Annotated in this window: 25 protein-coding genes; 5 read left to right on the top strand and 20 right to left on the bottom strand. The window is 59.7% G+C overall.

Annotated elements, in window-relative coordinates:
* Nucleotides 1-176 precede the first annotated feature (176 nt).
* The 3 genes from ntrC to dusB are packed head-to-tail and all read right to left on the bottom strand — an operon-like array spanning nucleotide 177 to nucleotide 3,798.
* Nucleotides 177-1,628 carry a nitrogen regulation protein NR(I) gene (gene ntrC / locus ACRQ1B_RS07415; RefSeq protein WP_432292987.1) on the bottom strand — a complete coding sequence of 484 codons (1,452 nt, stop codon included), beginning with the start codon at nucleotides 1,626-1,628 and terminating at the stop codon, nucleotides 177-179.
* A complete protein-coding gene (locus ACRQ1B_RS07420) occupies nucleotides 1,625-2,782 on the bottom strand; it encodes a two-component system sensor histidine kinase NtrB (protein WP_432292988.1) in 1,158 nt (385 codons plus the stop codon). The genes ntrC and ACRQ1B_RS07420 overlap by 4 nt, the downstream gene beginning before the upstream one ends.
* Nucleotides 2,779-3,798: a tRNA dihydrouridine synthase DusB gene (gene dusB, locus ACRQ1B_RS07425; RefSeq protein WP_432292989.1), complete on the bottom strand. Its 1,020-nt coding sequence runs from the start codon at nucleotides 3,796-3,798 to the stop codon at nucleotides 2,779-2,781. Before dusB ends, ACRQ1B_RS07420 begins: the two co-directional genes overlap by 4 nt.
* Nucleotides 3,799-3,956: 158 nt before the next feature.
* Between dusB and ACRQ1B_RS07430 the strand changes: the two genes are divergently transcribed.
* Together ACRQ1B_RS07430 and ACRQ1B_RS07435 are read left to right on the top strand one after the other, a co-directional pair.
* Nucleotides 3,957-5,156, top strand: coding sequence for a bifunctional 2-C-methyl-D-erythritol 4-phosphate cytidylyltransferase/2-C-methyl-D-erythritol 2,4-cyclodiphosphate synthase (locus ACRQ1B_RS07430; RefSeq protein ID WP_432292990.1), 1,200 nt, complete (start codon nucleotides 3,957-3,959; stop codon nucleotides 5,154-5,156).
* Nucleotide 5,157: 1 nt separating this feature from the next.
* Entirely contained in the window at nucleotides 5,158-5,658 is a 501-nt protein-coding gene (locus ACRQ1B_RS07435) for a CinA family protein (RefSeq protein ID WP_432292991.1), read from the top strand.
* A gap of 3 nt (nucleotides 5,659-5,661) precedes the next feature.
* On the opposite strand, the gene ACRQ1B_RS07440 is transcribed toward ACRQ1B_RS07435, so the two are convergent.
* Nucleotides 5,662-6,108: a type II toxin-antitoxin system RatA family toxin gene (locus tag ACRQ1B_RS07440; protein WP_432292992.1), complete on the bottom strand. Its 447-nt coding sequence runs from the start codon at nucleotides 6,106-6,108 to the stop codon at nucleotides 5,662-5,664.
* Nucleotides 6,109-6,366: 258 nt separating this feature from the next.
* Here ACRQ1B_RS07440 and ACRQ1B_RS07445 point away from each other — a divergent pair, with 258 nt between their 5' ends.
* The gene (locus ACRQ1B_RS07445) at nucleotides 6,367-6,549 is read left to right on the top strand and encodes a hypothetical protein (protein WP_432292993.1); all 183 of its coding nucleotides are present in this window, start codon (nucleotides 6,367-6,369) and stop codon (nucleotides 6,547-6,549) included.
* Nucleotides 6,550-6,555: 6 nt separating this feature from the next.
* On the opposite strand, the gene lipA is transcribed toward ACRQ1B_RS07445, so the two are convergent.
* The 13 genes from lipA to ACRQ1B_RS07510 all read right to left on the bottom strand — a co-directional run bounded on the left by lipA (nucleotide 6,556) and on the right by ACRQ1B_RS07510 (nucleotide 18,736).
* Entirely contained in the window at nucleotides 6,556-7,530 is a 975-nt protein-coding gene (gene lipA / locus ACRQ1B_RS07450) for a lipoyl synthase (protein ID WP_432292994.1), read from the bottom strand.
* A 39-nt stretch (nucleotides 7,531-7,569) separates the two neighbouring features.
* Nucleotides 7,570-7,815, bottom strand: coding sequence for a GlsB/YeaQ/YmgE family stress response membrane protein (locus tag ACRQ1B_RS07455; RefSeq protein WP_112503624.1), 246 nt, complete (start codon nucleotides 7,813-7,815; stop codon nucleotides 7,570-7,572).
* A 233-nt stretch (nucleotides 7,816-8,048) separates the two neighbouring features.
* Complete coding sequence (gene lpdA, locus ACRQ1B_RS07460) at nucleotides 8,049-9,494, bottom strand: dihydrolipoyl dehydrogenase (protein ID WP_432292995.1); 1,446 nt, start codon at nucleotides 9,492-9,494, stop codon at nucleotides 8,049-8,051.
* Between the two features lie 77 nt (nucleotides 9,495-9,571).
* On the bottom strand, nucleotides 9,572-9,844 hold the full coding sequence (locus ACRQ1B_RS07465) for an HP1242/YdcH family protein (RefSeq protein ID WP_432292996.1): 273 nt from the start codon (nucleotides 9,842-9,844) through the stop codon (nucleotides 9,572-9,574).
* A 68-nt stretch (nucleotides 9,845-9,912) separates the two neighbouring features.
* Nucleotides 9,913-10,551: an SGNH/GDSL hydrolase family protein gene (locus ACRQ1B_RS07470; RefSeq protein ID WP_432292997.1), complete on the bottom strand. Its 639-nt coding sequence runs from the start codon at nucleotides 10,549-10,551 to the stop codon at nucleotides 9,913-9,915.
* Nucleotides 10,548-10,991: an endonuclease domain-containing protein gene (locus ACRQ1B_RS07475; protein WP_432292998.1), complete on the bottom strand. Its 444-nt coding sequence runs from the start codon at nucleotides 10,989-10,991 to the stop codon at nucleotides 10,548-10,550. The genes ACRQ1B_RS07470 and ACRQ1B_RS07475 overlap by 4 nt, the downstream gene beginning before the upstream one ends.
* Nucleotides 10,992-11,072: 81 nt before the next feature.
* The gene (locus tag ACRQ1B_RS07480) at nucleotides 11,073-12,422 is read right to left on the bottom strand and encodes a pyruvate dehydrogenase complex dihydrolipoamide acetyltransferase (RefSeq protein ID WP_432292999.1); all 1,350 of its coding nucleotides are present in this window, start codon (nucleotides 12,420-12,422) and stop codon (nucleotides 11,073-11,075) included.
* Nucleotides 12,423-12,437: 15 nt separating this feature from the next.
* The gene (locus ACRQ1B_RS07485) at nucleotides 12,438-13,844 is read right to left on the bottom strand and encodes a pyruvate dehydrogenase complex E1 component subunit beta (RefSeq protein WP_432293000.1); all 1,407 of its coding nucleotides are present in this window, start codon (nucleotides 13,842-13,844) and stop codon (nucleotides 12,438-12,440) included.
* 18 nt (nucleotides 13,845-13,862) lie between these two features.
* Nucleotides 13,863-14,933, bottom strand: a complete 1,071-nt coding sequence (gene pdhA, locus ACRQ1B_RS07490) for a pyruvate dehydrogenase (acetyl-transferring) E1 component subunit alpha (RefSeq protein WP_432293001.1) — start codon at nucleotides 14,931-14,933, stop codon at nucleotides 13,863-13,865.
* Nucleotides 14,934-15,119: 186 nt separating this feature from the next.
* Nucleotides 15,120-15,437, bottom strand: a complete 318-nt coding sequence (locus ACRQ1B_RS07495; RefSeq protein WP_432293002.1) for an FtsB family cell division protein — start codon at nucleotides 15,435-15,437, stop codon at nucleotides 15,120-15,122.
* A gap of 164 nt (nucleotides 15,438-15,601) precedes the next feature.
* Nucleotides 15,602-16,876, bottom strand: a complete 1,275-nt coding sequence (eno, locus tag ACRQ1B_RS07500) for a phosphopyruvate hydratase (protein ID WP_432293003.1) — start codon at nucleotides 16,874-16,876, stop codon at nucleotides 15,602-15,604.
* Nucleotides 16,877-17,006: 130 nt separating this feature from the next.
* Nucleotides 17,007-17,855: a 3-deoxy-8-phosphooctulonate synthase gene (gene kdsA / locus ACRQ1B_RS07505; RefSeq protein WP_432293004.1), complete on the bottom strand. Its 849-nt coding sequence runs from the start codon at nucleotides 17,853-17,855 to the stop codon at nucleotides 17,007-17,009.
* A 2-nt stretch (nucleotides 17,856-17,857) separates the two neighbouring features.
* Entirely contained in the window at nucleotides 17,858-18,736 is an 879-nt protein-coding gene (locus ACRQ1B_RS07510) for a VOC family protein (protein ID WP_432293005.1), read from the bottom strand.
* A gap of 172 nt (nucleotides 18,737-18,908) precedes the next feature.
* On the opposite strand from ACRQ1B_RS07510, the gene lexA reads away from it, so the two are divergent.
* The gene (gene lexA, locus ACRQ1B_RS07515; RefSeq protein ID WP_432293006.1) at nucleotides 18,909-19,628 is read left to right on the top strand and encodes a transcriptional repressor LexA; all 720 of its coding nucleotides are present in this window, start codon (nucleotides 18,909-18,911) and stop codon (nucleotides 19,626-19,628) included.
* Here lexA and ACRQ1B_RS07520 read toward each other — a convergent pair.
* A complete protein-coding gene (locus ACRQ1B_RS07520) occupies nucleotides 19,609-22,074 on the bottom strand; it encodes a ComEC/Rec2 family competence protein (RefSeq protein WP_432293007.1) in 2,466 nt (821 codons plus the stop codon). The two genes, lexA and ACRQ1B_RS07520, sit on opposite strands and share 20 nt — an antisense overlap.
* A gap of 621 nt (nucleotides 22,075-22,695) precedes the next feature.
* Here ACRQ1B_RS07520 and gltA point away from each other — a divergent pair.
* Complete coding sequence (gene gltA / locus ACRQ1B_RS07525; RefSeq protein WP_432293008.1) at nucleotides 22,696-23,985, top strand: citrate synthase; 1,290 nt, start codon at nucleotides 22,696-22,698, stop codon at nucleotides 23,983-23,985.
* Between the two features lie 31 nt (nucleotides 23,986-24,016).
* Here the strand turns inward: gltA and lpxB are convergent, their stop codons facing one another.
* Nucleotides 24,017-25,195, bottom strand: a complete 1,179-nt coding sequence (gene lpxB, locus ACRQ1B_RS07530; RefSeq protein WP_432293009.1) for a lipid-A-disaccharide synthase — start codon at nucleotides 25,193-25,195, stop codon at nucleotides 24,017-24,019.
* Entirely contained in the window at nucleotides 25,192-26,055 is an 864-nt protein-coding gene (locus ACRQ1B_RS07535; protein WP_432293836.1) for an LpxI family protein, read from the bottom strand. The genes lpxB and ACRQ1B_RS07535 overlap by 4 nt, the downstream gene beginning before the upstream one ends.
* Nucleotides 26,056-26,079 lie beyond the last annotated feature (24 nt).

Consider the following 26,079-nt stretch of genomic DNA (forward strand, 5'->3'; position numbering starts at 1 on the left):
GCCTGTGGCGGGATCAATGAGACATTGAGAGGATCAGGATTTCTGGAGGACACATGGCGTTTAAGCCCTGTTGCAAGAATCGCCCGCCGCCGGAAAACCTGAGCATGCGTGACCTTTAAGCAACGCATTGTGGCGAAAATGCAACGAATGCGACACGGGTGTCAACCCGCACCACATCAGCTTGTCCGTGAGCTGCGATAGACGGAAACGCCAAGTTCGCGGATTTTCTTGCGCAGCGTGTTGCGGTTCAATCCGAGCAGATCGGCTGCCTTTATCTGGTTTCCGCGCGTCGCCGTCAGGGCAGCAAGGATCAGCGGATATTCCATTTCCGTCAGCACACGGTCGTAAAGGCCGGGTGGCGGCAGATTGTCGCCGAAGCTGGCGAAATAACTGCGCATGTTTTCCTCGACCGCCTGAGAGATCGTCAGCGAGCCGGTGCGTGCGCCCATCTTGTCGATTGGGCTATCCGGCACGTCGGAACGCAGCTCGGTATCAACGATTTCGCGGGTGATAACATCCTGTGGATAAAGTGCCATCAGGCGGCGGATGAGGTTTTCCAGCTCACGGACATTGCCCGGCCAGGCATAGGCCTTCATCACATCCAGCGCTTCATTGTCGAAACGCTTGGTGTCGAGTCCTTCCTTCTCGCCCATCTGCATGAAGTGGCGCACGAGATCAGGAATATCCTCGGCGCGGTCACGCAGCGGCGGCAGGCGCAGCGGCACGACGTTGAGGCGGTAATAGAGATCCTCGCGGAACAGGCCCTGATTGATGAGGACTTTCAAATCCTTGTTGGTGGCGGCAACGATACGGACGTCGGTGCGGATAGGTGTACGACCACCGACCGTCGTATATTCGCCCTGCTGCAGCACGCGTAAGAGACGGGTCTGCGCATCCATCGGCATGTCGCCGATTTCATCGAGGAACAGCGTGCCGCCCTCGGCCTGCTCGAAGCGGCCTGTCGAGCGGTTCTGAGCGCCGGTGAAGGCACCTTTCTCGTGGCCGAACAGTTCGGATTCGATCAGATCACGCGGAATAGCGGCCATGTTGATCGCGACGAAGGGACCGTTACGGCGCTTGCCGTAATCATGCAGTGCGCGTGCGACCAGTTCCTTGCCGGTGCCGGACTCGCCGGTGATCATCAGCGTTAGGTCCGTCTGCATCAGACGGGCGAGAACGCGGTAGATTTCCTGCATGGCGGCCGAACGGCCGACCAGCGGCATGCCGTCCTGCGCATCGTCGTCCAGCTTGGCCGGTTTTTTCTTCGGCTCGGCCAGAGCGCGACCGATGATGGCGATAAGCTCGGTCAGATCGAACGGCTTTGGCAGGTAATCATAAGCACCCTTTTCGGATGCCTTGATGGCCGTCATGAACGTGTTCTGGGCACTCATGACGAGAACCGGCAGGTCCGGCCGTGCCTTCTTGATGCGCGGCAAGAGGTCGAAGGCGTTTTCGTCCGGCATGACCACGTCGGTTACCACCAGATCACCGTCACCGGCGGAAATCCAGCGCCACAGCGTGGCAGCATTCGAGGTGATGCGCACATCGTAACCGGCGCGGGTGAGCGCCTGGTTCAAGACTGTACGGATGGCCGCATCATCGTCGGCGACAAGGATCGTGGCGGTCATTTTACGCTTCCTGTGGAGTTCAAGGTGACGGCATCATCAAATGCGCTGTCTTCCTTGTGCATGGGCATCAGAACACGGAATACGGTGCGGCGCGGCTGGCTGTCGCATTCGATAATGCCGCCATGGGCGCCGATAATTTTGGCAACCAGCGCGAGACCGAGGCCGGAACCGTTGGTCTTGGTGGTGATGAACGGATCGAAAAGATGCGGCAGGATATCGGCCGGCACGCCCGGTCCGTTATCGATGACGCAGAACTCGAGCGGCAGCGAAATCTTTTCGCGCGTACCGGCAACGGACAGGCGGATGCCGGGACGATACGCGGTCGTCAGCGTGATTTCGCCGTCCGACTGACCGCCGATGGCCTCCGCCGCGTTTTTGATCAGATTAAGGAACACCTGGATCAGTTGATCGCGGTTCGCGAACACTGGCGGCAGTGACGGATCGTACATCTCGACGAACTTGATTTCGCGGGCAAATCCGGCCTTGGCCACCGCCTTCACATGATCGAGCACGGAGTGGATGTTGAGCGCGGTGCGATCGACCGGGCGCTCATCGGAAAACACCTCCATGCGGTCGACCAGCGAAACGATCCGGTCGGTCTCATCGCAGATCAGGCGTGTCAAAGCGCGATCTTCGTCGGGCACGGACGTTTCCAGAAGCTGAGCCGCACCACGAATGCCGGACAATGGATTCTTGATCTCATGCGCCAACATCGAGGCCAGGCCGGTGACCGAGCGCGCCGCCGTTCTGTGCGTCAACTGACGATCGATCTTGTCGGCCATCGAGCGTTCCTGAAACACGACGACAACGGAACCCGGCTCGCTGACCACTGGAGCCACATAAAGATCGACAAGCTTTTCCTGGCCGAGTCGCGGCGACGACAGATCGACCCGATATTCGTTGACCGGCGCCTTGCGTTCGCGCACCTGATCGATGAGCGCCAGAAGCGGGCTGCCGAAAGGGATGAAGGTGGAAATCCTGTTCTTGGCGAGATAGGCGGCGCTGGAGCCGAAAAAGGATTCGGCCTCCCAGTTGGCAAAGGCCACCTTACCGTCTGCATCCACCAGAATGACGGGGTTCTGGACGGAGTTTAGCACGGCCATGGCCAATGCATTGCCCGTCGCATTGTCCTGCGGCGTCGGCTTCGACGTCATGCGGCAGCCTTCCGTTCTTCAAGCGGTGGACGCAATAGCAATTCACGCAGGCGCGACACGACCACGGCAGGGTCGCGCTCCACCATCAGCGCCGCCTTGTCGGCAGCATCCGTGTGCGGCGCATTGCAATCGAGATACCAGCCAAGATGTTTTCGCGCATGGCGGAGACCCGCTTCGCGGCCATAAAATTCAAGCATCATTTCGTAGTGATGACAGGCGATATCGGCGATGACATTGACCTCAGGCACATTCGCCCCGGCCAATGCACCGACATGCCATGGACGTCCCTGCGCGCCACGACCAACCATGACGGCATCAGCACCGGAACGCCGTAGAATGTCCTGTGCGTCTTCAGCGGTCTGCACGTCACCATTGGCGATCAGCGGAATGGAAATCGCGTCACGCACGGCACGGATCGCGTCCCAATCCGCCTTGCCCTCGTAAAACTGCATGCGGGTGCGGCCGTGGATGGTGATCAACTGCACGCCGGCATCCTGCGCACGGCGGGCGATTTCAGGCGCATTGATGGAATTTTCATCCCAACCCAGACGCATCTTCAACGTCACCGGCACCTTGACGGCATTAACCGTAGCCTCGATCAACGTGAGCGCATGATCCGGATCGCGCATCAGCGCCGAGCCGGAATAACCGCCGGTCACCTTCTTGGCGGGACAGCCCATATTGATATCGACGATATCGGCGCCCTCGCCCTCGACGATCTTCGCCGCTTCACCCATGAAATGCGCTTCGCGACCGGCAAGCTGCACCATATGCGGCTCGATGCCTGTGCTCTTCAGGCGCTCCCACGATTCGCCGCGATTACGAACCAGTTCGCCACTGGCAATCATCTCCGTCACGACAAGGCCTGCCCCATGCTGCCATGCCAGTTGCCGGAACGGCAGATCGGTGACACCGGACATCGGCGCCAGCACCACGCGATTGCGGATGGCGACAGGCCCGATATGGAAGGGATCTGCAAGATCGCGGAGACTCAATTGATGATCTTTCGGGCACATTGGTGGGTTGCACTATTTTTATTCAGGCTTTGCGCGTTTGCCAAGAGCAATTCCAAGATTGCGTTATTTTTGGGCGTCGTGCTGGAAATGGGTCTTTTGAGTCTATAGTGCTGCCCTGTCAATTATAATTCGAGCTAGCGTCCGGGGACGACAAATCCATGACTATCGGAATCGTCATCGTGGCCGCGGGACGCGGCGAACGGGCCGGATCCCCGCAGGAAGGGCCAAAACAGTATCGCCCCATCGGCGGACGCCCCGTCATTGCGCATACGCTGGAAACTTTTCTCAACTGGCACAGAAGCGGTCCGATCGTCACCGTCATACACCCTGATGATGAAGGACTTTACGCCGCATCCATCTCTAGCCTTCCTCGGGCGAAGGACGTGCTGACCACTTTCGGCGGCGACACACGGCAGCGCTCCGTCTTCGAGGGGCTGCGCGCCCTTGCCGGCACCGGCGCGACACATGTGATGATCCATGATGCCGCCCGCCCGTTCATCGACCTCGCGCTCTTGGATCGAATCGCCGCTATGTTGGATGCCGGTCATGACGGGGTTCTGCCGGCCATGCCGGTGGCGGATACGCTCAAGCGCGGCGGCGCCGACGGTCTCGTGCATGAAACGGTATCGCGCGCCGGCCTTTATGCCGCACAGACCCCGCAAAGTTTTGCCTTGAGCGAAATTCGCTCTGCACACGAGAAAGCAGCCGCCCTTCGCCGCGACGACTTTACCGACGATGCCTCCATCGCTGAATGGGCGGGCCTGCCGGTGGCGCTGATCGAAGGGGCGGCAGACAATATCAAACTGACAGTCAGACGGGATATCGAAATGGCAGACGAGCGGCTTTCCAGACAGGCAACACGGATGCCCCTGCCCGATGTGCGTACCGGCAACGGTTATGATGTGCACCAGCTCGTTCCCGGCGATGGCGTGACGCTGTGCGGCGTCTTCATGCCGCATGATCAAAAGCTCAGCGGCCATTCAGATGCGGATGTTGCCCTGCATGCGTTGACCGACGCCCTGCTCGCCACCTGCGGCGCCGGCGATATCGGTGACCACTTTCCGCCGTCCGACATGCAGTGGAAAGGCGCGCCCTCGCGCATCTTTCTCGAGCATGCCGCAAAGATCGTGCGGGAAAATGGCGGCACGATCATGAACGCCGACGTTTCACTGATCGCCGAGGCGCCAAAAGTCGGTCCGCACCGGGAAAGCATGCGGCGCAATCTCTCGGAATTTCTCGGCATCGACATGGAGCGCTGCTCGGTGAAGGCGACCACCAACGAAACGATCGGTTTTGTCGGCCGCCGCGAAGGCATTGCTGCGATCGCAACGGCGACCGTCGTTTATGTGAAGGACTGAGATGAGCCTTTTTCCGCAGGATATCGAAGAGACCGCCACAAAGATCATCGCCGACTTCACGGCCAAGGGCCTGATGGTGGTGACAGCGGAATCCTGCACGGGTGGATTGATTGCGGGCGCACTGACGGAAATTGCCGGATCGTCGGCCGTCGTCGACCGTGGTCTGGTGACCTATACGAACGAGGCCAAAGCGGACATTCTGCGCGTCAGCGTCGATACGCTCCAGAAGTTTGGCGCAGTGTCGCGGGAAACGGCTCTGGAAATGGCGGCTGGCGCATTGAACGCATCACAAGCCCAAGTATCCGTCGCCGTGACCGGCATTGCCGGCCCGGGTGGCGGATCTGCAATGAAGCCGGTCGGCCTCGTTCATCTCGCCGCCAGCAATCGCGATGGAAAGATGCTGCACCGGGAAATGCGTTATGGCGATATCGGCCGCAGCAACGTGCGCCTTGCGACGGTGCGAACAGCCTTCGAATTGCTTCAAGAGATTGCTGACGCTTAAGCGTCAGGCATAGATCTTGTCGGCGCGTGCCTCAAAAGCTTCCGCAAACATCCGAAATGCGCGATCGAACATCGATCCCATGACCGCACCCAAAATCATGCTCTTGAACTCGTAATCGATAAAGAAGTGGACCGTGCAGCCACCCTGCCCGTCCGCCTCGAACCGCCAGCGGTTGTCGAGATATTTGAACGGTCCCTCGATATATTTCACGTCGATCGCCCGTTCGGCCGGATTGAGCAGGACCTGCGTCGTAAAGGTTTCCTTGATTGCCTTGTAACCCACCGTCATGTCAGCCACGAGCAGTTCCTTGCCGTCGCGCTCCTTGCGGGTGCGGACAGCGAGCGCTTCGCAGAGCGGCAGAAACTCGGGATATTTCTCGACGTCGGCCACGAGCGCATACATCTGTTCAGGCGAATGGCGGACCGGACGGTGATTTTCGAACTTAGGCATGATCAGCAGTTAAGGCCGCTATCGGCGAAGATCAAGCACGACGACACATAAACACCAGCGTTTTCAACGCAGCAAATCCTCGAGCCATTCAGGAAATGGCCAGCGGCTCGATAGTTATTTTAACACATGCTCACATATTAACCATTGCATCCCAAAAATGTGGTTTTGGGACCCTGCGGCCCTGATCCAAACACAAAATCTCGCGTAAAAAGCGCAATAGAAACTCAAACACCGGAATGACTCCGGAAGAAGAAGACCATGGACGACTTTACGCAGATCATGAGAATGCTGGAATCCGCCCGCCAACTGGCCGACATGAATCAGCTCCCCCTCCTCGTTTACCTGATCGAGGTGGCCAAAGCGGAAGCACGCGGCAACCGCTTCGACCTGCGCGAAAAGAAGCGTGGCGAGAGAATTGCCGGCAAGGGCGTTGCCGGCTGAGAGGCCTTACTCGGCAGCCGCGAGAACCTTCTTTTCGCGAGCAGCCCTCAAACGCGCGAAATCGTCACCGGCATGGTGCGAGGAGCGCGTCAACGGGCTTGAGGCAACCATCAGGAAGCCTTTTGTATAGGCCACGGTCTCGTAGGATTTGAACTCTTCCGGCGTGACGAATTTTTCGACCTTATGATGCTTGCGCGTCGGCTGCAGATACTGGCCGATGGTCAGGAAATCGACGTCAGCAGTCCTGAGGTCGTCCATCAGCTGCAGCACTTCATTGCGCTCTTCACCCAGCCCCACCATGATGCCGGACTTGGTGAACATGGTCGGATCGAGTTCCTTCACCCGCTGCAACAAACGCACGGAATGGAAGTACCGCGCACCGGGGCGAACCGTAAGGTAATTGCCCGGCACCGTTTCCATATTGTGGTTGAACACATCGGGCTTGGCGGCAACGACACGCTCCAGCGCACCCGGCTTTTTCAAAAAGTCCGGCGTCAGGATCTCGATCGTCGTCAGCGGCGAAGCGGCGCGGATCGCCCAGATCACCTTCTCGAAATGTTCGGCACCGCCATCGGCCAGGTCGTCACGGTCCACCGAGGTGATGACGACGTGGCTCAGGCCCATTTCCTTCACGGCTCTCGCGACGTTTTCCGGCTCAGCCATGTCGAGTGCGTTCGGCTTGCCTGTTGCGACATTGCAGAACGCACAGGCGCGGGTACAGATTTCACCCATGATCATGAAGGTGGCGTGCTTTTTATCCCAGCACTCACCGATGTTGGGACAGCCCGCCTCTTCGCAGACCGTGACGAGTTTGTGCTCCTTCACGATCGAACGGGTTTCCTGATACCCCTTGGAGACCGGTGCCTTGACGCGGATCCATTCGGGCTTGCGCATCACTTCGGTATCGGGACGATGCGCCTTTTCAGGGTGACGGATTCGCTTCTCGTCCGTAAGCGACGTCCTGTCGAGAATGGTGACCATGGTAGACTGTTCCTCCGCCGCTTCCGGTGCGGCCTCCCGTCAACGCCTGACGAGTTTGGCGACAAATAGCAAAATGCAGGAACCGACGAAACCCTGCACAAGGTAACCCAGCCATCCGCCGGCGACATGGATATTGGCACTGTCGAAGATCGCATTGGCGAGCACGGCGCCAACGATCCCGATGATGATGTTCATGAATATGCCAAAACGCATATCCATCAGCTTGCCGGCAAGCCAGCCCGCAAGGCCACCGATAATGATTGCTGCAAACCAGCCGACGCCCATTTCATTCTCCTAGTTCTGATAATGCCGAGCGCATATGGGGAATAATGCACGTCTCCGCAACATCCGGACGCAGTGCCGCCCCTCATCCGGCTGCCGCCACCTTCTCCCCGCACGCGGGGAGAAGGGATATGCCGCCCCGTCCCCACCTCTCACACCCGCTGAGCCTGGCAAGTCCCCTCTCCCCGCGTGCGGGGAGAGGGTTAGGGTGAGGGGCCAAACCTTCTGGCTCTTGATCAGGCGTTCAGCACGCGACCATAGGCGTCGAGCACGCTTTCCTTCATCGATTCCGAAATGGTCGGATGCGGGAAGATGGTGTGCATCAGATCTTCTTCGGTCGTCTCCAGGTTCATGGCGACGACAAAACCCTGGATCAGTTCGGTGACTTCAGCGCCGACCATGTGAGCGCCGAGCAGTTCGCCGGTCTTCTTGTCGAAGATCGTCTTGACCATGCCCTGATCTTCGCCGAGCGCCACGGCCTTGCCGTTGGCGGCAAAGGAGAAGCGGCCGACGCGGATATCGCGACCCTGTTCCTTGGCCTTGGCTTCGGTCAGACCAACCGAGGCGACCTGCGGGTTGCAATAGGTGCAGCCCGGGATCTTGCCCTTGTCGGTGGCGTGGACGTTCGGAAGGCCGGCGATCTTCTCGACGCAGACGACGGCTTCGTGTTCAGCCTTGTGGGCGAGCAGCGGGCCACCGGCAACGTCGCCGATCGCGTAGATACCGTTGACGTTGGTCTTGCCGTAACCGTCGATGACGATGAAGCCACGGTCGGTTTTCACGCCGGCGGCTTCGAGACCGATGTTTTCGATATTGGCCTGCACGCCGACCGCCGAGATCATCCGGTCAGCCGTGATCTTCTCGGACGAGCCGTCCTTCTTCTCGATCGTGGCGGTAACGGAATTTGCACCCTTCTCGATCTTGGCGACCTTGGCTTCGAGAAGGATCTTGATGCCCTGCTTTTCGAACTGCTTCTTGGCGAAGGCGGAGATTTCGGCGTCTTCGACCGGCATGACCTGGCTCATGATTTCGACGACGGTAACGTCGACGCCCATGGTGCGGTAGAAGCTCGCGAATTCGATGCCGATGGCACCCGAGCCCATAACCAGCAAAGACTTCGGCAGCTCTTCCGGCTTCATGGCTTCGAAATAGGTCCAGATCAGCTTGCCATCCGGCTCGATGCCCGGCAGCGCGCGCGGACGCGCGCCGGTGGCAACGATGATGTGCTTGGCGGTGTAGGTGCCCTCACCCAGCGTGTTCTTCGGCACCGGACCCTGCGGCTGAACGACCGGCTTGGTCGACTTGCCGACAACGATCTCGCCCGGCTTGGTGATCTTGGCTTCACCCCAGATGATATCGACCTTGTTCTTCTTGAACAGGAAACCGACGCCATTGTTCATGCGCGCGGCGATGCCACGCGAACGGGCGACGATGGCCTTGACGTCCGGCTTGATCGAGCCTTCGAGCGTCAGCCCATAATCCTTGGCGTGGTTAGCCGTGTGCAGCACATCAGCGGAGCGCAACAGCGCCTTGGTCGGGATGCAACCCCAGTTGGAGCAAATGCCGGCGAGATGTTCGCGCTCGACCACGGCAACCTTCATGCCGAGCTGGGCTGCACGGATGGCCGCGATATAACCGCCGGGGCCGGAGCCGATTACGATAACGTCATAAGCGTTGGACATGAGCGCTTCCAATCCTCTTGTTCTGCGGCCTTAGAGCGAATGCCCGAGACCTTTTTCAGGATGAGAAGCGACTGGCGTCATACCGCCAGCTTGATTGCCTCCGCTTCTGGTTCAGGCTGAACCAGCATCCCGTAGATTTCATCCTTGAGCCGCATCCGCGTCTTGCACATGTCCATGAGCAGGTTCGCGTCCGCAGGCTCGCTGCGTGTCTGGGCCTGGAAAATTCTCCGGTCCAGGTCTTCATATCGCCGGCAAAGCTGGGCGAAATGCCCGTCGATCTGCTGGAGATGGCGCATCAGCGCCAGAAAATCCGGAAATTCCTCAGCCAGTTCATTCGGCGTCTCAGACATGGTCCACGTTCCCCTTCGGTTCGGTGGCTCAGGCTAGGTCCGCCGCAAAAATCCTCCGTTGATCCAGATCAAAGACCGAGCATCATGCGCACGATCGGTTCGAGACCACGCCCGATTGCCCGCGTCTGATCGCCGGTCAGGTGCACACCGTCGACCGGGCTGGCTTTGGCGACCGACCCCGCGTCGAAGAAACCGCATCCGAGGTCGTCGGCCAGATCGCGATAGAGCGACGCCAGCATGGCAGACTGTTCGATGCCGCCGCGGAACATCGCCGAGAAAATCGGGTCAGCCGTCTCGCAGAGTGCGGGCGGCGACACGATCAGGATGTCGGGGGCGTCGTAGTCAAACGAATATTCATGATGACGGACCAGACCGACCAGTCGCTGGATGCCGGCCCGCGCCGCGTGCGCGGTTCCGGCAATCGTCGGCTTCATGTCGTTGGTGCCGAGCATGATGACGACGAGATCGAGTGGCTGGTGCGTATGAAGCAGCGTCGGCAGGTTTCTGACGCCATTGCGATCGCAATCTGCCAGGTGATCGTCATAGCCTGTGGTGCGGCCGTTCAGACCTTCGGCGATGACGGTGACGCCATCTCCGAGCGCGTGCGCCAAAACATTCGGCCAGCGATCGTCAAATGCGTGGCGATCCGGGCCTTGCGGGTTATATCCCCAGGTCAGACTGTCGCCGAAGCAGAGAACGGTTTTCATATCTTCGCGTCCTGTTCCCCTCCCCCTTGCGGGGAGGGGTTAGGGGTGGGGGTAGCTCCAGAGCCACCAAGCGCCACTCCAATTCGCCTCAATACCAATGGCATGTCCAACATTACGTCCCTGTTCGAGAAGCGTATCACGCGGAAATTCTGTCCTCGAAGATAAGCCTCCCGATCCGCATCACGAAGACGCTGATCAGGATCGTCATGAACCTTACCGTCCACTTCAATGATCAGCCGACGATCGAGGCAAACAAAGTCTGCTACATAAGGCCCGATCGCCATCTGACGCCGAAAATGCGAGCCGTGCATTTTCGGCAGTTCGTTGCGAAGAGCGGCCCAAAGGCGACGCTCCGCATCTGTCATCGCCTTGCGCAGGCGGCCGGCATTACGACTGGCCGCTGCACTGGGTGGATTGGGATTTTCTCGATTCCATGCCATGCAGCGCTTCCTCCAGTCCATCCATCCCCACCCGTCCGCTGACGCGGACACCCTCCCCGCAAGGGGGAGGGAAAGGCCGGACTAAACCAGCATCGACATCGGGTTTTCGATGTAGCGCTTGAAGGCGGAAGCCAGTTCCGCGCCGAGCGCGCCATCGATGACGCGGTGGTCGAAGGCGAAGGTTGCCGTCATCACTGTGCCGACCTTGATCTCGCCGTTCTTGACGACCGGCTTTTCCACACCGGCACCGATCGAAACGATCGAAGCCTGCGGCAGGTTGACGATCGACGTGAAGTTGGAGACGCCGAACATGCCGAGGTTGGACACAGACGTCGTGCCGCCCTGGTATTCTTCCGGCTTCAGCTTCTTGTCGCGGGCACGTTTGGCCATGTCCTTCACCTCGTTCGAGATGACCGACAGAGACTTCGTTTCCGCCTTGCGAACGATCGGCGTGATCAGGCCATCCGGGATGGAAACGGCAACGCCGACATCCGAATGCTTGTGCAGAACACGAGCCGTCGAGGTCCAGGAGGCATTTGCCATCGGAACGTCGCGCAGAGCCAGCGCCATCGCCTTGATGATGAAGTCGTTGACGGAAAGCTTGAAGGCCGGGACCTCGCCCTTCTCCGTCTTCTTCACCGGTGCCGACTTGTTGATGTCTGCTCTGAGCGCCATCAGCGCGTCGAGCAGGCAATCCATCGAGATCGTGTAGGACGGAACCGTCTGCGTCGACTCGGTGAGACGGGCAGCGATCGTCTTGCGCATGCCGTCATGCGGCAGAAGTTCGTAGGAACCATCCGCGAACAGTTTCAGCACGTTATCGTCCGACGGACCCTTGGCGAGCGCCGGAGCTGCAGCAGACTGCGCGGCAGCCGGAGCAGCCTTGGCCGTACCGCCAGCGGCAGCCTTCTCGACGTCAGCCTTGACGACACGACCATGCGGGCCGGTGCCGGTGACGGCGGAGAGATCGAGACCTGCCTCCTTGGCCAGACGACGGGCAAGCGGCGACGAGAAGACGCGTTTGCCGTCAGCGGCAACCGGAGCCGGCGTCGAAGCTGCCGGAGCAGCATCGGTGACCGGCTTTTCACCCTTCGGAGTTTCCTTGGCGGCTTCGGCCTTCGGAGCCTCGGCCTTGGCTTCAGCCTTAGGTGCGGAACCCGCACCGGCAGCAGCGGCGGCAACGTCTTCGCCTTCTTCGGCGATGATGGCGATCAGGGCATTGACCTTGACCGCTTCGGTGCCGGCCGGGACGACGATCTTGGCGATCACGCCCTCGTCCACGGCTTCGACTTCCATCGTCGCCTTGTCGGTTTCGATCTCGGCGATCACGTCGCCGGACTTGACCGTATCGCCTTCCTTGACCAGCCACTTGGCGAGGTTGCCCTCTTCCATGGTTGGCGAAAGAGCAGGCATGGTGATGTTGATAGGCATCGTATCACCTCATCCTTACTTGTAGCAGACGGTTTTGACCGCCTCGACGACTTCACCGACAGTCGGCAGAGCCAGCTTTTCGAGGTTGGCCGCGTAAGGCATCGGAACGTCCTTGCCGGCAATCGTCAGGATCGGGGCATCGAGATAGTCGAAGGCCTGCTGCATGACGCGGGTGGCGATTTCGGTGCCGACCGAGTTCTGCGGATACCCTTCTTCGACAGTCACGAGGCGACCGGTCTTCTTGACGGATTCGATAACGGTCGGAAGATCCATCGGGCGCAGCGTGCGCAGATCGATCAGTTCGACATCGATGCCTTCCTTCTCGAGCTCGGCAACCGCCTTGGTGGCGTAGGTCATGCCGATACCGAAGGAAACGACGGTTGCGTCCTTACCCTTGCGGTGAATGCGTGCCTTGCCGATCGGCAGGACAAAATCATCCATCTTCGGAACTTCGAACGACTGACCGTAGAGGATCTCGTTTTCAAGGAAGACGACCGGGTTCGGATCGCGGATGGCAGCCTTCAGCAGGCCCTTGGCGTCGGCTGCCGTATACGGCATGACGACCTTGAGGCCCGGGATCTGGCTATACCACGATGCGTAATCCTGGCTGTGCTGGGCGCCAACGCGGGCAGCCGCACCGTTCGGACCACGGAACACGATCGGAGCACCCATCTGGCCGCCGGACATGTAGAGCGTCTTGGCAGCAGAGTTGATGATCTGGTCGATCGCCTGCATGGCGAAGTTGAAGGTCATGAACTCGACGATCGGCTTCAGACCGGCCATGGCCGCACCGACGCCGACGCCGGCAAAGCCGTGCTCGGTGATCGGGGTATCGACGACGCGCTTGTCGCCGAATTCCTGAAGCAAGCCCTGGGTGATTTTGTAAGCGCCCTGGTATTCGGCGACTTCTTCACCCATGACGAACACGTCGCCATCGCGGCGCATTTCTTCAGCCATGGCGTCACGCAACGCTTCGCGCACGGTGGTCATGACCATTTCGGTGCCTTCCGGAATATCCGGATCGGCAGCAGCTTCAAGCTTCGGCTGCGCCGGAACCTTGGCGGCAGCGGGGGTTTCTTCCGAGGCTTCGCGGGCCTTGCCGCCAGCAGCGTCAGAGGTCGCAGCCGGCGTATCGGCATCGGCCTTCGGCGCATCCGCGGAAATCGCGTCGGCGCTTTCGCCCTCTTCGAGCAGCACCGCGATCTTGGTGTTGACCTTGACGTTTTCGGTGCCGGCAGCAACCAGCAGCTTGCCGATCACGCCTTCATCGACAGCTTCCACTTCCATGGTCGCCTTGTCGGTCTCAATCTCGGCAATGACATCGCCGGACTTGACGGTGTCACCTTCGTTCTTCAGCCACTTGGACAGCGTGCCTTCTTCCATGGTCGGAGAAAGCGCGGGCATCAGGATATCAATAGGCATGTGTTCTCTCCCCGCGGCTCAGAGCAAGATGTCGGTGTAGAGCTCGGATGCATCCGGCTCGGGGTCGTTCTGCGCGAAATCGGCCGAATCCGAAACGACGTCGCGGATGTCCTTGTCGATCGCCTTCAGATCGTCTTCGGTTGCCCAGCCGCCATCGAGAATGCGCTGACGCACCTGTTCGATCGGATCCTGCTCGGAGCGGATCTTCTGGACTTCTTCCTTGGACCGATACTTGGCCGGATCGGACATCGAGTGACCGCGGTAACGGTAGGTCAGCATTTCGAGGATGATCGGGCCCTTGCCGGAACGGCAGTGCTCGAGCGCCTCTTCGGCCGCAGCCCTGACGGCGCGAACATCCATGCCGTCCACCTGGACGCCCGGAATGCCGAAACCGACGCCGCGCATCGAATAGTTCGCCTGCGCCGTTGCACGGGCGGTCGAGGTGCCCATGGCGTAACGGTTGTTTTCGACGATGTAGATGATCGGCAGTTTCCACAGAGCAGCCATGTTGAAGCTCTCGTAGACCTGCCCCTGGTTGGCAGCGCCGTCACCGAAATAGGCAACCGATACCGAGTCATTGCCGCGGTAGGCGTTGGCGAAGGCGAGACCCGTGCCGAGAGAGACCTGCGCACCGACGATACCGTGACCGCCGTAAAAATGCTTCTCTTTCGAGAACATGTGCATCGAGCCGCCCTTGCCCTTCGACAGGCCGCCCTGACGTCCGGTCAATTCGGCCATGACGCCACGCGGGCTCATGCCTGCCGCTAGCATGTGACCATGATCACGGTAAGCGGTGATAACCTGATCGCCTTCCTTTTGGGCCATCTGCATGCCGACAACGACAGCTTCCTGGCCGATATAAAGATGGCAGAAGCCGCCGATGAAACCCATGCCATAAAGCTGGCCGGCTTTTTCTTCAAAACGGCGGATGAGCAGCATTTCACGATAGGCGTGAAGCTCGTCGTCCTTGTCGAAATCCGGCGTGTTCTTGCCGGTGAATTCCTTAGGAGCCGATTTGGAAACGGATTTGTTTGCAGACTTTGCCGCGGATCTGCGGCCGGACGTAGACGCGGTTTTAGCAGGCGCCATCGATCCCTCCCTATGTACTGCGCTTATCGAAGTAGGGCCCGCCCAGCTGATTGGGGCGCGTCCCGGTTTCGAGGCGTAACATAGGCACAAATGTGCGCGCCAGCAATGACATATTTGCATGGCTCACATGCTTGATAAACCTATGATTTATCAAGAAAAATTTCGATTAACTAGAATTGGGTTAAGTTAGCGACCGCCGTTAAAAATGACAATCTCGTCCGCGCGCGAGACATTGAGCTGGTAACGCGCTGTTTCGTCGAGCATATCCCGCTCCATCGAGCCATCGCTCAGAAGCGCAACCTGACGCTCCAGCGCCTGGCGTTTTTCCGTCAGCTTGGCGAGATCGTCGGCACGCAGCACCCGCTGACGCTCAAACTCCTCTGTTGCAATCAGCCCGAGATCGCCATGGACGGAATGATAGCCGAAATAGGAGATAAAAGCGACGGTAATGGCGGGCAGGACAAAACGGCCGAATTTTCTCTTCTTATGGTGCTTGGTCCACATGCTCGTCCAGAATCCCGTCACGCAATAATCTGCCATGACAGTCGCAGAACTTGTTTAAGCAATCGTTGACCATGTTCACCCGGCCGCGAAAACGAAAAAAGCCCGCGACCAGAGGCGCGGGCTTTCAACATGAGCGACGGCTGGCCTTTCGGCCAGCAGCGCTTTTAGGCCTTCAGGATCGAGCGGCCGGCATAGATCGCCTGCGGGCCGAGCATCTCTTCGATGCGGATCAGCTGGTTGTACTTGGCCAGACGGTCGGAGCGCGACAGCGAGCCGGTCTTGATCTGACCGCAGTTGGTGGCAACAGCGAGATCAGCAATCGTCGAGTCTTCCGTTTCGCCCGAGCGGTGCGACATGACGGCGGTGTAACGTGCCTTGTGCGCGGTCTCGACGGCATCGAGCGTTTCCGTCAGCGAGCCGATCTGGTTGACCTTGACGAGGATCGAGTTGGCTGTGCCCATCTTGATACCGTCGCGCAGGCGCGCCGAGTTGGTGACGAACAGATCGTCGCCAACCAGCTGAACCTTGTCGCCGATCTTGTCGGTCAGGTACTTCCAGCCAGCCCAGTCGTCTTCGGCCATGCCATCCTCGATCGAGATGATCGGGTACTTCGCGGCCAGTTCGGCGAGATAGTCAGCCATGGCTTCCGGCTCGAGCGTGCGGCCTTCGCCTTCCATCTCGTATTTGCCGTTCTTGAAGAACTCGGTCGAAGCGCAGTCGAGGCCGAGGAAGACGTCGTCGCCCGGCTTGTAACCAGCCTTTTCGACCGACTTCATGATGAAGTCGAGGGCTTCCGGCGCGCTCTTCAGGCCCGGAGCAAAACCGCCTTCGTCACCAACGTTGGTGTTGTGGCCCTGTGCACCCAGTTCCTTCTTGAGAACATGGAAGATTTCCGAACCGATGCGAACGGCGTCGGCAATCGATTCCGCGCCGACCGGCATGATCATGAATTCCTGGAAATCGATCGGGTTGTCGGCATGGGCGCCACCGTTGATGATGTTCATCATCGGAACCGGCAGAACGTGGGCGGCTGCACCACCGATATAACGGTAGAGCGGCAGGCCGGAGGATTCGGCAGCAGCCTTGGCAACGGCGAGCGATACGCCGAGAATGGCGTTGGCGCCGAGACGCGACTTGTTCGGCGTGCCGTCGAGCGCGATCATCGTCTTGTCGATATGGATCTGGCTTTCGGCGTCAAAACCGCCGATGGCGTCGAAGATTTCGGTGTTGACGGCTTCAACAGCCTTCAGCACGCCCTTGCCGCCATAACGCTTGCCGCCATCGCGAAGCTCAACGGCTTCGTGCGCGCCGGTCGAGGCGCCCGACGGAACGGCAGCGCGGCCCATCGTGCCGTCTTCGAGATAGACGTCGACTTCTACGGTCGGGTTGCCGCGGCTGTCGAGGATTTCGCGGGCAATGATATCGGTAATGGCAGTCAATGTTCTCTCCTCAGGTTGACGTCTATGCGGTCACTGAAAATGGCTCACAATCAATGACACGGCAATTACAGTGCAGGCACTTTTGATTCCTTGACGGTGATCAAAAGTGCAATTTGTCACATGGGCCTTTTCACGCAGCCTTGGCGATGGCGTCAAAAGCCAGCAGTTTTTCCAGCAGTTTCGGCATGTCCTTCAGATGCACCATGTTGGGGCCATCCGACGGCGCATTGTCCGGATCCTCATGCGTTTCGATAAAGACACCTGCCACACCGACAGCCACGGCTGCACGCGCAAGCGTTTCTACGAACTCGCGCTGACCGCCGCTCGAACCGCCCTGCCCGCCCGGCTGCTGCACGGAATGGGTGGCGTCAAAAATGACCGGCGAACCGAGCGATGCCATGATCGGCAATGAGCGCATGTCCGAGACCAGCGTGTTGTAGCCGAAGGAAGCACCGCGCTCGCACAGCAGCACATTGCCGTTTCCGCTTTCGGTAAACTTTGCCTGGACATTCTTCATGTCCCAGGGCGCCAGAAACTGGCCCTTCTTGACGTTGATGGCACGGCCGGTTTTTGCAGCGGCCACCAGAAGATCGGTCTGGCGCGACAAAAATGCCGGGATCTGCAGGATATCCACCGTTTCAGCAACGATGGCGCACTGCTCTTCGGTATGAATGTCGGTCAGGACCGGAAAGCCGAATTCCTTCTTGAGATCGGCAAAGATTTCCATTGCTGTTTCGAGCCCGATGCCGCGCTTGCCGGCAATCGACGTGCGGTTCGCCTTGTCGAAGGAGGATTTGTAGACGAGACCGATGCCAAGCTTCTCGCAGAGCTCCGACAGCGTGCCGGCGATCATGAAGGCATGGTCGCGGCTTTCCATCTGGCAGGGGCCGGCGATCAGAGAGAGTTTCTTGCTGTTGGAAAAAAGGACCTGCTTGGCCCCCTCGCCGACGGTTACTTCGGCCTTGGCGCTGACAGCCATGATCACTCCTCGAAAGCAAATACGGCACCCTGTCCGGGCGCCGGGGCAACCATGATACGGCTGCCCTTTTCCATGAATGCGACGTCATTAGCAGCAAGCTTTGCCCGTGTCACGGTGAGATCGGGAACACGGAAGACGATGGCGGCGCCGGTGAGGCCAAGCGTTTGCGATGACTTGAAACCAGCCTCGACCGCAAATTCAGCCCGAAAGGTTTCGGCAGACAGCACCTGCACGGCAGCGTTTCTCGCGGAAAAGCGATGATGCTCGCCGGCAAGCTCCGAACCGGTATCGATCGCGATCTGCAGACGCCCGACGTGAGAAGCCAATGCATTTTCCGCCACCAGCACGACCTCCGCCAAACCGAAAACACCGTTTTCGTGGCGCTCCAGTGTCGCGCGATCGGCCGGCAAGGGATCAAGCCGCTGACATGTGAACACGCCGAAAGAATCACTTTCCCCGCGCCCCGCAAAAGCCAGATGAAAACGGGCAAGTTTTTCCGAACCGTCCGGCAACTTCGCTAGCCGTGAGAATTCCAGCATATCACCGCCGGAAATCCCGGCTTGGGTAAACCGCTCACGGTCGGCACGCGCATTGTCCGTTGCCAGGGCGACGGCAGAAAAGCCCTCCTCGCCCATCACTGTGCGCGCCGCCTGATCCTGCGCCACGAATGCATTACCGGCTGCAATCGAGTTCTCGTAGAGTTCCGAATCCACAACGGCCAACGGCTCCAGATAGGTGCCATCCCTCATGAAAACACAGGCATTTCCCGTACCGAACGGATGTGTGGCGTCGGCCGCAACCGTGAAACCGAGCCGGCTTAATCGCCGACGAGCAATATCGAGAGACGCGGTGGGCAAAACGAGATGGTCGATGGTGAACATGGCCGCCCTTCTTCAAAACAGGCTTGAATAACAGTGATCGACTTTTCCCAGCCCGTGATCAAGCACACCATGCGCCGCCTTCGTTCCAAGCACTACCAATTTTCGTAGTTGCGGAACACACATGGAACATATAGTGTCCGTTCTGGATTTGTTTCACCTTCAAGGACCCGCCATGCTCACGCGCAAACAGCAGGAACTGCTTCTGTTCATTCACGAACGCATGAAGGAGTCCGGTGTGCCGCCATCGTTCGACGAAATGAAGGATGCGCTGGACCTGGCTTCCAAATCGGGCATCCACCGCCTGATCACGGCACTTGAGGAACGCGGCTTCATCCGCCGCCTGCCGAACCGGGCACGTGCCCTGGAAGTCATCAAGCTGCCGGACGCCTATAATGCCAGCCTGACGCCGCGCAAACCGTTTTCACCGAGCGTCATCGAAGGCAGTCTCGGCAAGACCCAGCCGGTCAAGACGGTCACCCCGCCACCGGTCGCCAATGACAGCATTCCGGCCACCACCGTGCCCGTCATGGGCCGGATTGCTGCCGGTGTGCCGATCTCCGCAATCCAGAACACCACGCATGAAATCGCCGTGCCGCCGGAAATGCTCGGCAATGGCGAACATTATGCGCTGGAAGTGCGCGGCGATTCGATGATCGAGGCCGGCATTCTGGATGGCGACACGGTCATCATCCGCAACGGCAACACCGCCACGCCGGGTGATATCATCGTCGCGCTGGTGGATGACGAGGAAGCGACACTGAAGCGTTTTCGCCGCAAGGGCGCATCGATCGCGCTGGAAGCCGCCAACCCGGCTTATGAGACCCGCATCTTCCCGCAGGAACGTGTAAAAGTTCAGGGCAAGCTGGTCGGCCTCATTCGCCGTTACCACTGATCTGCGATCTGCTGCTCAGGAATTGCAGCGGTTCCGGCAATGCCGGATCGAAAACACCTCGCCGCCAGTCATACTGGCGGTGGCGCTCCCAGGAGCGATCAGAGCCATCCATGGCGACAACGACTGACCATTCCTGAGGATCGGATTTTCCGTTAAAGCGGATTTCCAAAGCCCCCATGCGGCGCAGTGCTTCGCCATTGATCATCAGGGCGCCTGATCGGCAGCGATCGAAACGGGCGCGCGCAGCGATCACCACCTGAGCCATATCACAGGCGGGGCCGGCGTAACGCGCATCTTCCACAACCGCGATCGTCGGGCCATCGCGTGGTCTTGCGACACACCATGATCGGGCCGCGCAGGCGAATGTTGCCGAAGGGGTTTCCTGCAGTGCTTTTCGCATGCCCTGCCGGGCTCGGGCGATTTGTTCTGGTTTGAGCGGCTCTCGGCCTGCCCTTGCTACGGCAGCAACTGGCGCTTCTGGACTTGCCGCATTTTTCTTCGCAGCGCCTTTCTCCTGCATAGTGGGAGAAGCCAGGGACACAGCGTCCGAACCGGGCAGGTCTACACTCGTGTTTGCCGCCGTCAAAGCATGACTGGACTGGGGAGGCTTCACCTCCGTGTCCGGTGCCGGAATATCCAGCAAAGTCGGCCCCTCTGGCTGGGGCAATGACAGGGCATGACGCCACTGCGAGTAGATGAAACCGGGCGGACGGACGCGATTGGTGGCGACCTGACCATCCGCCAGAAACGCAGCAAGGCTGCCATCTTCCGAAACGAGAAAATCCGGCGGCGGATCGTGCCCTGCCCGCCATGAGAGAAAAATGGCCAGAGCCAGAAACGGCAGCCCCAGCAGATAAAGCCGCGTGCGCAGCAAGGTCAGGATAAGGAAGCCAGCCGTTGCGATGGGAAGAAACCAAGTCGGTTGGCGGCCGATGCCGACATCGCCACCCCAGCCGGCAACGGTTTTGGCGACGATGATGACGCCCTCCAGCCCCATGCCCATCACGTTCAAGAACGGCCCATCCAGCCCAAATGGCATCACCAGCATTGCAATCAGGCCGAACGGCATGACGATGAACGAAACGAGCGGCATGGCAGCCAGATTGGCGGCCAGCCCGTAGGTGGAAAGACGGTGAAAATGGTCGATGGAAAAGATGGCCGTCGACAGGCCACCGATCAGCGACGTGACGAAGACGCCACCGACCAGATGCCCCAGGGCAAAAACCGGTTTGAGCGCTGCCGGGCGCCATGGCGGATCGTCGCTATTCGCCTCCCTGCGCCTGCTCCATGCCGAATAGCCCGCCACCAGCGCCACCGTGGCGGCAAAGGACATCTGGAAACTCGGCCCCAGAATTTCCGAGGGAGAGACGACAAGAACGACCAGCGCCGCCAGCGCCACATTGCGCAGGCTGATCGACGGACGGTCGAAAAACACGGCGGCCAGCATGATCGCCATCATGATATAGGCGCGCTCGGCGGACACGCCGAAGCCGGAGATCAGGTAATAACCGGTCGCCATCAGAAGTGCTGCACCCGCCGCCAGCTTCTTGACGGGAAACGCCTGCGCAAAACCGGGCATAAGAGCAAACAGGCTGCGCATGCCGACAAAAAAGATACCGGCCGCCAGCGCCATGTTCAGCCCGGAAATCGCAACGATATGAGCCAGCCCAGAGACACGCAGCGCCTCGGTGGTCTCCGTGGAAATGGCACGCCGTTCGTCGGTCACGATGGCGGCGGCAAAAGCCCCGGCATCGCCGGGCACCGTGTCACGGATGCGAGAGGCAATCGCGCTGCGCCAGGTGAAAAACATCCGCTCCATGGCCCGCCCCCAACTGGCCGTGACAGAACCATCAGCGGCCACAGGCGCGCCGTAGAAAAAGCCGATGGCGCCAATGCCGTCGAAATACGAATTGAAGGCAAAATCGACCGACCCCGGCAGAACCGGCCCTGACGGCGGCGATATCCGTGCCCGCCCGCTGATCCGGTCACCGATCTCGAAGACCGTCTTGTTGCTGCGCGAAATCACGGTGATGCGTTCAGGCTGCCGCCGCAGTTTCGGCGATTCCGTCTTTTCCAGCGCCAATACATAACGCCATCGCCCCTCGCCGCTCGGCTCACGCATCTCGACAACGCCCGTCACCACGGTCGTCACCGGCTGATCAAGCATGACCGTCGCCATACGCCAGTTTTCGCAAGCCGCCAGCAACATCCCGGCCAGAAAGAAGAGCACGGCCAGCATCACATGGCGCATCCACCCTTCATGAGCGCGCAAAAACAGGCTGAGGATGGCGCAAACCACAAACGCCACTACCAATGACCATGGTGCGGGCTCCGTCGGGAGTGCGAACCAGATGGCCGCGCCAAGGCCGACAAGAACCGGAATAGCCAGAAAGGCATGCCCATATGCCCGCTCCTCGGCGAGCATTGCCGGCAACGCCACTTTCACGCGGACGCCAGCCGCCCGAGCTTTTGATGCGATCGTGTAAGAATGATGTGGCGCGACGCCGAAAGATCGCGTTCGGCGGAAGAAACGCAAACCAGAAGACGCAACAACAGCACGCCAAAGTGGGGTGCGACCATTCGCGTCATTGTCTCGACGATGAGGAAGTCCCGCCGGCTCACCCGAAAGTGAGTCCGTTCCGGCTCCAAAACGGTCTTTCGGATGGCCGTTCTGGGTGCTTTTCGACGTCAAATCCGACCGAAAATCCGGCTGCTGCTGAAGCTCCGCCGGCATCCACCCCTCCCAAACGCCGCTCAGCCAAACACGACCAAAGATTGCATTTCCAGACGCAGTCCGTCAACGCGAATTCCACTCTGACAGCCTGATGCGCAGGACTGAAAAGGACATAACGATATCGAGAGATAAAGTGCTGAGGCGAAACAAATCGGCAAGCAGGCAAAACTACAGATTGCCGCCAAAATAGTCTGCTTGCCTACATATTTTTCGCATTGCACAAATACCGCCCACAGGCGCTTGGCAGCGAGCGTCGGATCATATAGCTAATCAGGACGCTTCTTTTCTTTTGGCGCTTCTCCAGCGCCATTTCCGCCTATTTCGGAGGATTATATGACGGATACGAGCGCAAACATCGTTCTTGGCGATAAAAAAGTAGAGATGCCGGTCAAGAAGGGCACGATCGGGCCTGACGTGATCGACATCGGTGCATTGTACAAGAACACCGGCGCCTTTACATACGACCCCGGCTTCACCTCCACCGCCTCGTGCGAATCCAAGATCACCTATATCGATGGCGACAACGGCGTGCTTTTGCATCGCGGTTATCCGATCGAGCAGCTGGCTGAACACGGCGACTTCCTGGAAACCTGCTACCTGCTGCTGTACGGCGACCTGCCGACCGCCGCACAGAAGAAGGATTTCGATCATCGCGTCACGCACCACACCATGGTGCACGAGCAGATGAACAAGTTCTTCAGCGGCTTCCGTCGCGATGCTCACCCGATGGCCGTCATGGTCGGCACGGTCGGCGCTCTGTCGGCCTTCTATCACGACTCGACCGACATCACCGATCCGCATCAGCGCATGGTGGCGTCGCTCCGCATGATCGCCAAGATGCCGACGATCGCCGCGATGGCCTACAAGTACCATATCGGCCAGCCCTTTGTTTATCCGCAGAACGATCTCGACTATTCGTCGAACTTCCTGCGCATGTGCTTTGCCGTGCCCTGTGAAGAATACAAGGTGAACCCGGTTCTGGCCCGCGCCATGGACCGCATCTTCATCCTTCATGCAGACCACGAGCAGAACGCTTCGACCTCGACCGTGCGTCTGGCCGGTTCGTCGGGCGCCAACCCGTTTGCCTGTATCGCCGCCGGCATCGCCTGCCTCTGGGGCCCCGCTCATGGCGGCGCCAATGAAGCAGCGCTCAACATGCTGCAGGAAATCGGCACGGTTGACCGTATTCCGGAATATATCGCCCGCGCCAAGGACAAGAACGATCCGTTCCGCCTGATGGGCTTTGGTCACCGCGTCTACAAGAACTACGACCCACGCGCGAAAATCATGCAGAAGACCACGCATGAGGTTCTGGCCGAGCTTGGCCACAAGGACGATCCGCTTCTGCAGGTCGCCATGGAACTTGAGAAGATCGCGCTGACCGATCCTTACTTCATCGAGAAGAAGCTCTATCCGAACATCGACTTCTATTCGGGCATCACGCTGAAGGCGATGGGCTTCCCGACCACGATGTTCACCGTGCTCTTCGCGCTTGCCCGCACCGTCGGCTGGATCGCCCAGTGGGCCGAGATGATCGAGGATCCGCAGCAGCGTATCGGCCGCCCGCGCCAGCTCTATACCGGCGAAGCGCAGCGCGATTACGTTCCGGTTTCCAAGCGCTAAGCTCGAAACAATCAGACAAAGAAAAACCCGGTCAATGGCCGGGTTTTTTATTGTCCAGAAGATCGAGCACGATGGCGGCTGCCGCCTCTCCCGGCGGCACGGGCACGCTCAGGTTCTTCCAGGTCAGATCGAAACCTTCGAGCATGGCGCGACGCGGGCCGCTGTCGAAGGAAAGCTGCTCGGCCCAGCGGCAGAGAGCACCGGGACGTACGACCTCATTGATATATTCCGGCACCACGACCCGGTCAGCAATCAGGTTTGGCAGAGCGCCGGACCATATTTTGATGCGCTTGGCCATCATCGTGATCAGCCAATCGGCCTTGTAGGCCGAGACGACCGGAACCGTTGCCAGTGCCAGTTCGAGGATGACGGTGCCCGACGCTGCGATTGCCGCATCCGCTTCGGCAAAAGCGGCCCATTTCCCGGCCTGATCGACCACCATCTCGGGTTTGATCTCGAAACCCGCAACGATCTCGCGCACCAGCGCCTCACGACGCTTGACCGTCGGCAGGATAAAGCGGGTCGGGCCGTTGCGACGGGTAAATTCCTGCATCACCTCGCCGAAAATCGGCAGCAATGCCTTGATCTCGGCTCCGCGTGAGCCCGGCAGAAGCAGGATGGTTTTCGGATCACCGGCATTTTTCAAAGGCCTTGCGGCGCGCAGTGCCCGCACCCGCAAAATCTCGGGATCGGCCGTCAGCCGGTGCCCGACGAAATCCGTCCTCGGCCCACCCAACCGCTGCATCGCTTCCGGCTCGAACGGCAACACGGCCAGCACGCGATCCACATAGGGCAACATCGCCTTGGCACGATATTCCTTCCACGCCCAAACGCTGGGGCAAACATAATTGACGATCGGCAGGGCGGGCAGAGCTGCCCTCACCTTCTTCGCCACCCGATGGGTAAAGTCGGGGCTGTCGATAATGATCAACACATCGGGTTTTGCGGCAATGATCGCATCCGCCGTCTGGCCAATGCGGCGGATCAGGTTCGGCAGGCGAGCCAGAACCTGTGTAATCCCCATGATCGACAGTTCGGAATAATCGAACAGCGACTGCAGGCCCTGTGCTTCGAGTGAATCTCCGCCGACGCCGACCAATGCGACAGGTTGACCAGTCTTTGCCTTCAGCGCCGCGATCAGGTCTCCGCCCAGCAGATCTCCCGACACTTCGCCTGCAACGACGGCCACCTTCAAAGCGGGTTCGCTCATAACAATCCCTCATCCGGCAGGCCGGCATCGATGCCACAGACAAAGATGCCTTCGGCATCCGCCAGCGCAATCATCTCGTCGCGATCCAGAACCAGCGCGCGTCCGGCCTCGACGGCAATACCGGCAAGCCCCGCCGCTGCGGCGTTGCGCACCGTCGAGGGACCGATGGTCGGCAGGTCGGCGCGAATATCCTGCTGCGGCTTGCAGAGTTTGACCAGCACGCCCTTGCGACGTGCGGAAACACGTCCGGCAGCCCGGAGCGCCGCGACACGCTGCAACATCGCATCTGTGCCCTCAACGCCCTCCAGCGCGACGATACGACCGCCGACACTGACGGAACCCTGCCCGACATCCAGTTCGCCAAGCAGCCGAGCCGCATGGCCTGCCTTTTGGATATCACGACGATCGTCATCCGAAGGCTTCACCGCGCCAACCGGCCCGACAGTCGCCAGAAGGTCCGGCGCGATCTGGTGAACGCCCATGACCTCACAACCCATCGCCTCGAACAGGCGGATGACCATCTGCAACACGGTATCGTCGCCACCGGCCAAAAGCGTGCGCACAACGGACGGCATCTTGCGGATCGTGCGCCATGTGGGGCGGATCTCGCGCCATTCCGGCCTGCGCGCAACACCACCCGACATGACCACACGACCGATGCCGCGCTCACGCACGGCCTTTTCGATGGTCGCCAGATCACCAACACTGGCGGGCACACATTCGAAGGTGGAAAAATCGCGGTCGGATTCGTTCTTCAGCGGAACGATCAGCGGGTCCTCGCCGGCCCGACGGGCGGCTTCAGCCACGTATAACGGCAAAAGGCCGCTTCCGGCGATGATCGCCAAGCGGCCTTTTGAAATTTCTGCCGGAACGCCGGCCAAGAG

The organism is Endobacterium panacihumi (assembly GCF_050847465.1).
Taxonomy (GTDB): Bacteria; Pseudomonadota; Alphaproteobacteria; order Rhizobiales; family Rhizobiaceae; genus Neorhizobium; species Neorhizobium panacihumi.